The sequence below is a fragment of the Cellulomonas sp. PS-H5 genome, assembly GCF_019265565.1.
Lineage (GTDB): Bacteria > Actinomycetota > Actinomycetes > Actinomycetales > Cellulomonadaceae > Cellulomonas.
Genome location: NZ_JAHVCI010000102.1, coordinates 1 through 6571, shown reverse-complemented (window position 1 = coordinate 6571; position 6571 = coordinate 1). Strand labels below are relative to the sequence as shown.

Annotated in this window: 7 protein-coding genes; all 7 read left to right on the top strand. The window is 75.3% G+C overall.

Annotated features, from left to right (window positions below; all coding sequences use genetic code 11):
* The coding region (locus J5O08_RS20115; RefSeq protein WP_218708684.1) for a TilS substrate-binding domain-containing protein at positions 1 to 283 on the top strand (283 nt) is incomplete at its 5' end.
* On the top strand, positions 280 to 834 hold the full coding sequence (gene hpt / locus J5O08_RS20110) for a hypoxanthine phosphoribosyltransferase (protein ID WP_147795449.1): 555 nt from the start codon (positions 280 to 282) through the stop codon (positions 832 to 834). The genes J5O08_RS20115 and hpt, both read left to right, overlap by 4 nt.
* Before the next feature lie 130 nt (positions 835 to 964).
* Positions 965 to 2992 (top strand): ATP-dependent zinc metalloprotease FtsH, encoded by a 2028-nt coding sequence (gene ftsH / locus J5O08_RS20105; RefSeq protein WP_218708683.1) that lies wholly within the window; start codon positions 965 to 967, stop codon positions 2990 to 2992.
* Between the two features lie 2 nt (positions 2993 to 2994).
* A complete protein-coding gene (folE, locus tag J5O08_RS20100; protein ID WP_218708682.1) occupies positions 2995 to 3597 on the top strand; it encodes a GTP cyclohydrolase I FolE in 603 nt (200 codons plus the stop codon).
* Positions 3598 to 3650: 53 nt separating this feature from the next.
* The gene (folP, locus tag J5O08_RS20095) at positions 3651 to 4535 is read left to right on the top strand and encodes a dihydropteroate synthase (protein WP_374226001.1); all 885 of its coding nucleotides are present in this window, start codon (positions 3651 to 3653) and stop codon (positions 4533 to 4535) included.
* A complete protein-coding gene (folK, locus tag J5O08_RS20090; RefSeq protein WP_218708681.1) occupies positions 4532 to 5908 on the top strand; it encodes a 2-amino-4-hydroxy-6-hydroxymethyldihydropteridine diphosphokinase in 1377 nt (458 codons plus the stop codon). The genes folP and folK overlap by 4 nt, the downstream gene beginning before the upstream one ends.
* Complete coding sequence (locus J5O08_RS20085; protein ID WP_217615792.1) at positions 5908 to 6405, top strand: DUF3180 domain-containing protein; 498 nt, start codon at positions 5908 to 5910, stop codon at positions 6403 to 6405. Before folK ends, J5O08_RS20085 begins: the two co-directional genes overlap by 1 nt.
* Positions 6406 to 6571 lie beyond the last annotated feature (166 nt).

The following is a 6571-nucleotide window of genomic DNA, read 5'->3' as shown; positions in this document are numbered from 1 at the left end:
CGCGCTGCGGCACCGCGCGCTCCGGGCCGCCGCCGTCCGCGCGGGCGCCCCCGCCGGCTCGGTCACCCGCGCGCACGTCGCCGCGGTCGCCGCGCTCGTGACCCACTGGCGCGGCCAGGGCCCCGTGCACCTGCCCGGGCGCGTGGCGGCGACCCGCGCGTGTGGCAGGCTTGCGCTGCGCGCAGCACCCCCGTCGACCGACCCGGACGACGTCGTGCGCGCGCGGGTCCGGGCGCAGCGCCGGGCCGTCGAGCCGGACGACGAGGGAGACCCGCAGCGGTGAACGTGGAGGACATGGGCGCGGACCTGGAGCGCGTGCTCCTGACCGAGGAGCAGCTCGGGACCCGCCTGGACGAGATCGCGGCCCGGATCGACGAGGACTACGCCGGCCGGGAGATCCTGCTCGTCGGCGTGCTCAAGGGCGCCGTCATGGTGATGGCCGACCTGGCCCGCCGGATCAGCACCCCGCTCGCGATGGACTGGATGGCGGTGTCGTCCTACGGCTCCGGCACCAAGTCGTCCGGCGTCGTGCGGATCCTCAAGGACCTGGACGCCGACCTGACCGGTCGGCACGTGCTGATCGTCGAGGACATCATCGACTCCGGCCTGACCCTGTCGTGGCTGCTCGCGAACCTGCGGAGCCGCGGCCCGGCGTCGGTCGAGATCGCGACGATGCTGCGCAAGCCCGAGGCGGCCAAGGTCGAGGTCGACGTGCGCTACGTCGGGTTCGACATCCCCAACGAGTTCGTCGTGGGCTACGGCCTCGACTACGCCGAGAAGTACCGCAACCTGCCGTGCGTCGGCACCCTGGCGCCGCACGTCTACTCGTCCTGACCGCGGCGGGGCGCGCAGGGGCGCGTCCCGCCCTGGGCGAACACGGGCCGTGCGGCCAGGTTCGGCGTGTAACTTCTGAAGACTCCACCCCTGCGACCGGAGGGACGAGGGGGCCTGCCCCCGTCTGCCCATGACACTCAAGCGCCTCACCCGCGGACCCGTCCTGTGGATCATCGTGGCCGTCGTGATCCTGTGGATCGCGGCCAGCGCCTTCATGTCCTCCGGCGTGCAGCGGATCGACACCTCCGACGGCCTCGAGCTGCTCCAGGACGGCAAGGTCGACCAGGCCCTGGTCACCGAGGGCTCGCAGCGGGTCGACCTCACGCTCTCCGAGGACTTCGTCAAGGACGGCGACAACCTCGGCAAGAACGTGCAGTTCTACTACGTCGTGCCGCAGGGGCCGACCGTGGTCGAGGCCATCGCCGACGCCGACCCGTCCGGCGGGTACACCTCGGACGTCCCGCAGCAGTCGTGGTGGGGCAGCCTGCTGACGCTGGTGCTGCCGTTCGTCATCATCCTGGGCCTGTTCTGGTTCCTGATGTCGTCGATGCAGGGCGGCGGCTCGCGGGTGATGTCCTTCGGCAAGTCGAAGGCCAAGCTCGTCACCAAGGAGACGCCGCAGGTCACGTTCGCGGACGTCGCCGGCGTGGACGAGGCCGTCGAGGAGCTGCACGAGATCAAGGAGTTCCTCTCCGACTCGGACAAGTTCCAGGCGGTCGGCGCGAAGATCCCGAAGGGCGTGCTGCTGTACGGCCCGCCCGGGACCGGCAAGACCCTGCTGGCGCGCGCGGTCGCGGGCGAGGCGGGCGTGCCGTTCTACTCGATCTCCGGCTCGGACTTCGTCGAGATGTTCGTCGGCGTCGGCGCCAGCCGCGTGCGCGACCTGTTCGACCAGGCCAAGCAGAACGCCCCGGCGATCATCTTCATCGACGAGATCGACGCCGTCGGCCGGCACCGCGGCGCCGGCATGGGCGGCGGCCACGACGAGCGCGAGCAGACCCTCAACCAGATGCTGGTCGAGATGGACGGCTTCGACGTCAAGACCAACGTCATCCTCATCGCGGCGACCAACCGCCCCGACATCCTCGACCCCGCGCTGCTGCGCCCGGGCCGGTTCGACCGGCAGGTGTCGGTCGAGGCGCCGGACCTCAAGGGCCGCGAGCGGATCCTCCAGGTGCACGCGCAGGGCAAGCCGATGGCCACCGACGTCGACCTCGAGGCCGTCGCCCGTCGCACGCCGGGCTTCACCGGCGCCGACCTGGCGAACGTGCTGAACGAGGCCGCGCTGCTCACCGCCCGGTCGAACGCGCAGATCATCGACAACCGCGCGCTGGACGAGGCCATCGACCGCGTGATCGCCGGCCCGCAGAAGCGCACCCGCGTGATGAAGGTCAAGGAGCAGAAGATCACCGCGTACCACGAGGGCGGCCACGCCCTGGTGGCGGCGGCGCTGCGGTACACCGACCCGGTGACCAAGGTGACGATCCTGCCCCGCGGCCGCGCCCTCGGCTACACGATGGTCATGCCGACGGAGGACAAGTACTCCACCACGCGCAACGAGCTGCTCGACCAGCTCGCGTACGCCATGGGCGGCCGGGTGGCCGAGGAGCTCGTGTTCCACGACCCGACCACCGGCGCCAGCAACGACATCGAGAAGGCCACCGCCACGGCCCGCAAGATGGTCACGCAGTACGGCATGAGCGAGCGCGTCGGCGCCGTGAAGCTCGGCACCGACGGCAGCGAGCCGTTCATGGGCCGCGACATGGGCCACGGGCGCGACTACTCCGAGACGGTCGCCGGCACGGTCGACGTCGAGGTCCGCAAGCTCATGGACGCCGCGCACACCGAGGCGTGGGAGATCCTCATCGAGTACCGCGACGTGCTGGACCACCTGGTGCTGGAGCTCCTGGAGAAGGAGACCCTCAACCAGCAGGAGCTGGCGGTCATCTTCGAGCCGATCACCAAGCGCCCGCCGCGCGAGGTGTGGCTGTCGAGCGAGCAGCGCTCCGTCTCCGACCGCCCGCCGGTGCTGACGCCGAAGGAGAAGGCGGAGCAGAACGGCGCGGTCGTCCCGCAGGACGAGGCCGCCGCGGCGAAGGACGAGCACCCCGCCGCGATCGCGGTCGAGGTGCCGCCGAGCCAGACGCCGGACGCCTGACGGTGGCGGCCGACGGCCGTGGCCGGCGCCGCGACGTCCCGGCGTACGACGCCGCGCGCGCCGAGGCGGCGATCCGGGAGCTGCTGCTCGCGGTCGGGGAGGACCCCGACCGCGAGGGGCTCCGGGACACCCCGGCCCGGGTGGCCCGGGCGTACCAGGAGATCTTCGCGGGGCTGCGCCAGGACCCGCACGACGTGCTGAGCGCGACGTTCGACATCGGGCACGAGGAGATGGTCCTGGTCAAGGACATCGAGGTGTACTCGACCTGCGAGCACCACCTCGTGCCGTTCCACGGCGTCGCGCACATCGGCTACATCCCCGGGCAGTCGGGCAAGGTCACCGGCCTGAGCAAGCTGGCCCGGCTCGTCGACGTGTACGCGCGGCGGCCGCAGGTGCAGGAGCGGATGACGGGCGAGATCGCCGACGCGATGGTCGAGGTGCTCGAGCCGCGCGGCGTGCTGGTCGTCGTCGAGTGCGAGCACCTCTGCATGTCGATGCGCGGCGTGCGCAAGCCCGGCTCCCGCACCGTGACGTCCGCGGTGCGCGGGCAGATGCGGGACCCGGCCACCCGGGCCGAGGCGATGAGCCTCGTCCTCGGCCGCTGAGGGGCCCGGAACCCGTTCCCGTGCGCCCCGGTCGACCGCCTAGGCTGACGGACGTGCGTCCCCCCTCGCCGCTCCCGCCCGCGCCGACCGCCGCCGGTCGTGCGGGCCGGACCCTGGTCATGGGGGTGGTGAACGTGACGCCCGACTCGTTCTCGGACGGCGGGCGGTGGTTCGCGCCCGACGCGGCCGTGGCGCACGGGCTCTCCCTGCTGGCGGACGGCGCCGACCTGCTCGACGTCGGCGGCGAGTCGACCCGGCCCGGCGCGGCGCGGGTGCCGGTGGCCGAGGAGCTGGACCGGGTGCTGCCGGTGATCCGCGAGCTCGCGTCGCGCGGCGCGGCGGTCAGCGTCGACACCACGCGCGCGGAGGTGGCCGAGGCCGCCGTCGCGGCGGGCGCCGTGGTCGTCAACGACGTGTCCGGCGGCCTGGCCGACCCGGAGATCCGCGGCGTCGTCGCCCGCACCGGCGTGGTGTACGTCGCGATGCACTGGCGCGGGCACGCGGACGTCATGGACTCGCTGGCGGAGTACGACGACGTCGTGACCGACGTCCGGCGCGAGCTCGCCGACCGGGTCGCCGAGCTGCGCGCGGCCGGGGTCGCCGACCACCAGGTCGTGCTCGACCCGGGGCTCGGGTTCGCGAAGCCGGGCTCCGCGAACTGGCCGCTGCTCGCGCGGCTGCCGGAGCTCGTCGCCGACGGGTTCCCGGTGCTGGTCGGGGCGTCCCGCAAGCGGTTCCTCGGGCACCTGCTGGCGGGCGAGGACGGCGTGCCGGTCCCGCCGGAGCGGCGGGACGCGGCGACCGCGGCGGTGTCCGCGCTCGCCGCCGCGTCCGGGGCGTGGTGCGTGCGGGTGCACGAGGTACGGGGTACGGCGGACGCGGTGCGCGTCGCGGCCCGGTGGAGGGCGGCGGCGCCGTCCGGGGAGGACGAGGGATGAGCGACGAGGCGGACGTGCCCGGGCGGGACGGCCACCGGCTGGACCGGATCCGGCTGACCGGCGTCACGGCGACCGGCTACCACGGGGTCTTCGAGCACGAGCGCCGCGAGGGGCAGACGTTCGTGGCCGACGTGGTCGCGCACCTCGACACCCGGCGGGCCGCGGCGACCGACGACCTGCGGCACACCCTCAACTACGGCGTGCTCGCCGAGCAGGTGGTGACGGTGCTCGCCGGCGAGCCCGCGGACCTCGTCGAGACCGTCGCCGAGCGGATCGCCGCGACGGTGCTCGCGCACCCGCAGGTGCAGTGCGTCGACGTCGCCGTGCACAAGCCGCAGGCGCCGATCACCGTGCCGTTCGGCGACGTGGTGGTCGAGGTGCGCCGGGACCGGACGTGGCTGCCCGCCGCGGAGCCGGTGCCGGACGACGCGCCGCGGTGGCTGCCGGAGGGGGCCGGCGCGCCGGCGCTGCCCGCGGCCGAGCCCGCGCCGGTGCCCCCGACGGCGCCGGCCGAGCCCGTCGCGCCCGTGGCGCCCGGGGCCACCGCCGTGCTGCCGCTCGCCGCGGTGCCCGTGCCCGGGGACCTCGACCTGCCGCCGGCGCCCCCGGGTCCCGTGCCGAGCGACCCGGCGGACGCCTGGGACGCCGACGAGGTGGTCGAGGCCGAGCTGGTGGCCGACGCCCTCGACGCCGCGCCGGACGCGCCGGTCGAGGTCGTGCTCGCCATCGGCTCGAACCTCGGCGCCGCGCAGGACACCCTGCGGGACGCGGTCGCCGACCTGGCCGCCGTCCCGGGCCTGGAGGTGCTCGACGTGTCGGCCCTGGCGCGCACGGCGCCCGTCGGCGGGCCCGAGCAGCCCGACTTCCTCAACGCGGTGCTGATCGCCCGCACCACGCTGTCGCCCCGCGACCTGCTGCGCGCCACCTCCGAGGTCGAGCGGCGGCACGGGCGGGAGCGCCTCGTGCACTGGGGCCCGCGGACCCTCGACGTCGACATCATCGTGTACGGGGACGTGTCGGCCGTGACCGACGACCTGGAGCTGCCGCACCCCCGGGCCCACGAGCGGGCGTTCGTGCTGCAGCCGTGGGCGCAGGTGCAGCCGGACGCCGTGCTGCACGGCCTCGGCGGCGGACCCGTCGCGCAGCTCGCCGCCACGGCGCCGGACCGCGACGGGGTCCGCTGGCTCGCGCTCGACTGGCTGACCGCGCCGGTGCCGGCCGCGCAGCCCGACCCGGGCGGCGCGGGCGACGACGACGGCGCCGCGGGCGACCGGCCGGGCGGGGACCCGCTCGGCGGCGACCCGCTCGGCGGCGGGCCCGTCGCGTGGTCCGACCCGCTGGGCGGCACCCCCACCGGGCGGCAGGACCCCTGATGCAGCGCACCCGCGTCCGCACCCTCGTGCTGATCGCCGTCGTGGCGGCGGCGGTCGGCTGGCTCGTCGTGAGCGCCCTCGGCAGCCGGGGCGTCGTGCTGCCGCAGGTGCCGTGGCTCATGGTCGGCGTGCTCGTGCTCATCGCGGCCGTCGTGCTGGCGATGGGCTGGTCGGTGCGGCAGTACCTGCGCGGCAAGCACCCGACGCTCGACCCGATGCGGGCGGCCCGGACCGCCGTGCTGGCCAAGGCGTCCTGCTACACCGGCGCGCTGCTCGCCGGCTGGTACGCGGCGCAGGTGCTGGACGTGCTCGGCGACCTCGGCATCGAGGCGCAGCGGGAGCGGGCGCTCGCCGCGGGGCTGGCGGTGCTCGGCGCCCTGGTGCTGGCCGCCGCCGGGCTGGTCGTGGAGTGGATCTGCCGGATCCCGCCCGGGGACGACCCGGAGAAGGCGCCGGGGTCGCCCCGGGACGCGTCGCCGGACGCCGCGGCCGGCTGACCTCGCCGCGCGCCCGGTCGACCTCGTCGCGCGCCCGCGTGCCGGCCCGCGCGGGGTCCCGGGCGCCGCGGCACCGCGCGATGCGAGGATGGTGCGCATGAGCACGCCCGAGGGTGCCGCCGCCCACCCGCAGCCCGACGCCGCGCCCGTGCCGGGGGCCGCCCCC

Excerpts from the sequence above, each read along its gene's own strand:
- ftsH (WP_218708683.1), top strand. The coding sequence starts at position 965 with ATGACACTCAAGCGCCTCACCCGCGGACCCGTCCTGTGGATCATCGTG.
- folK (WP_218708681.1), top strand. The coding sequence starts at position 4,532 with ATGAGCGACGAGGCGGACGTGCCCGGGCGGGACGGCCACCGGCTGGAC.
- J5O08_RS20085 (WP_217615792.1), top strand. The coding sequence starts at position 5,908 with ATGCAGCGCACCCGCGTCCGCACCCTCGTGCTGATCGCCGTCGTGGCG.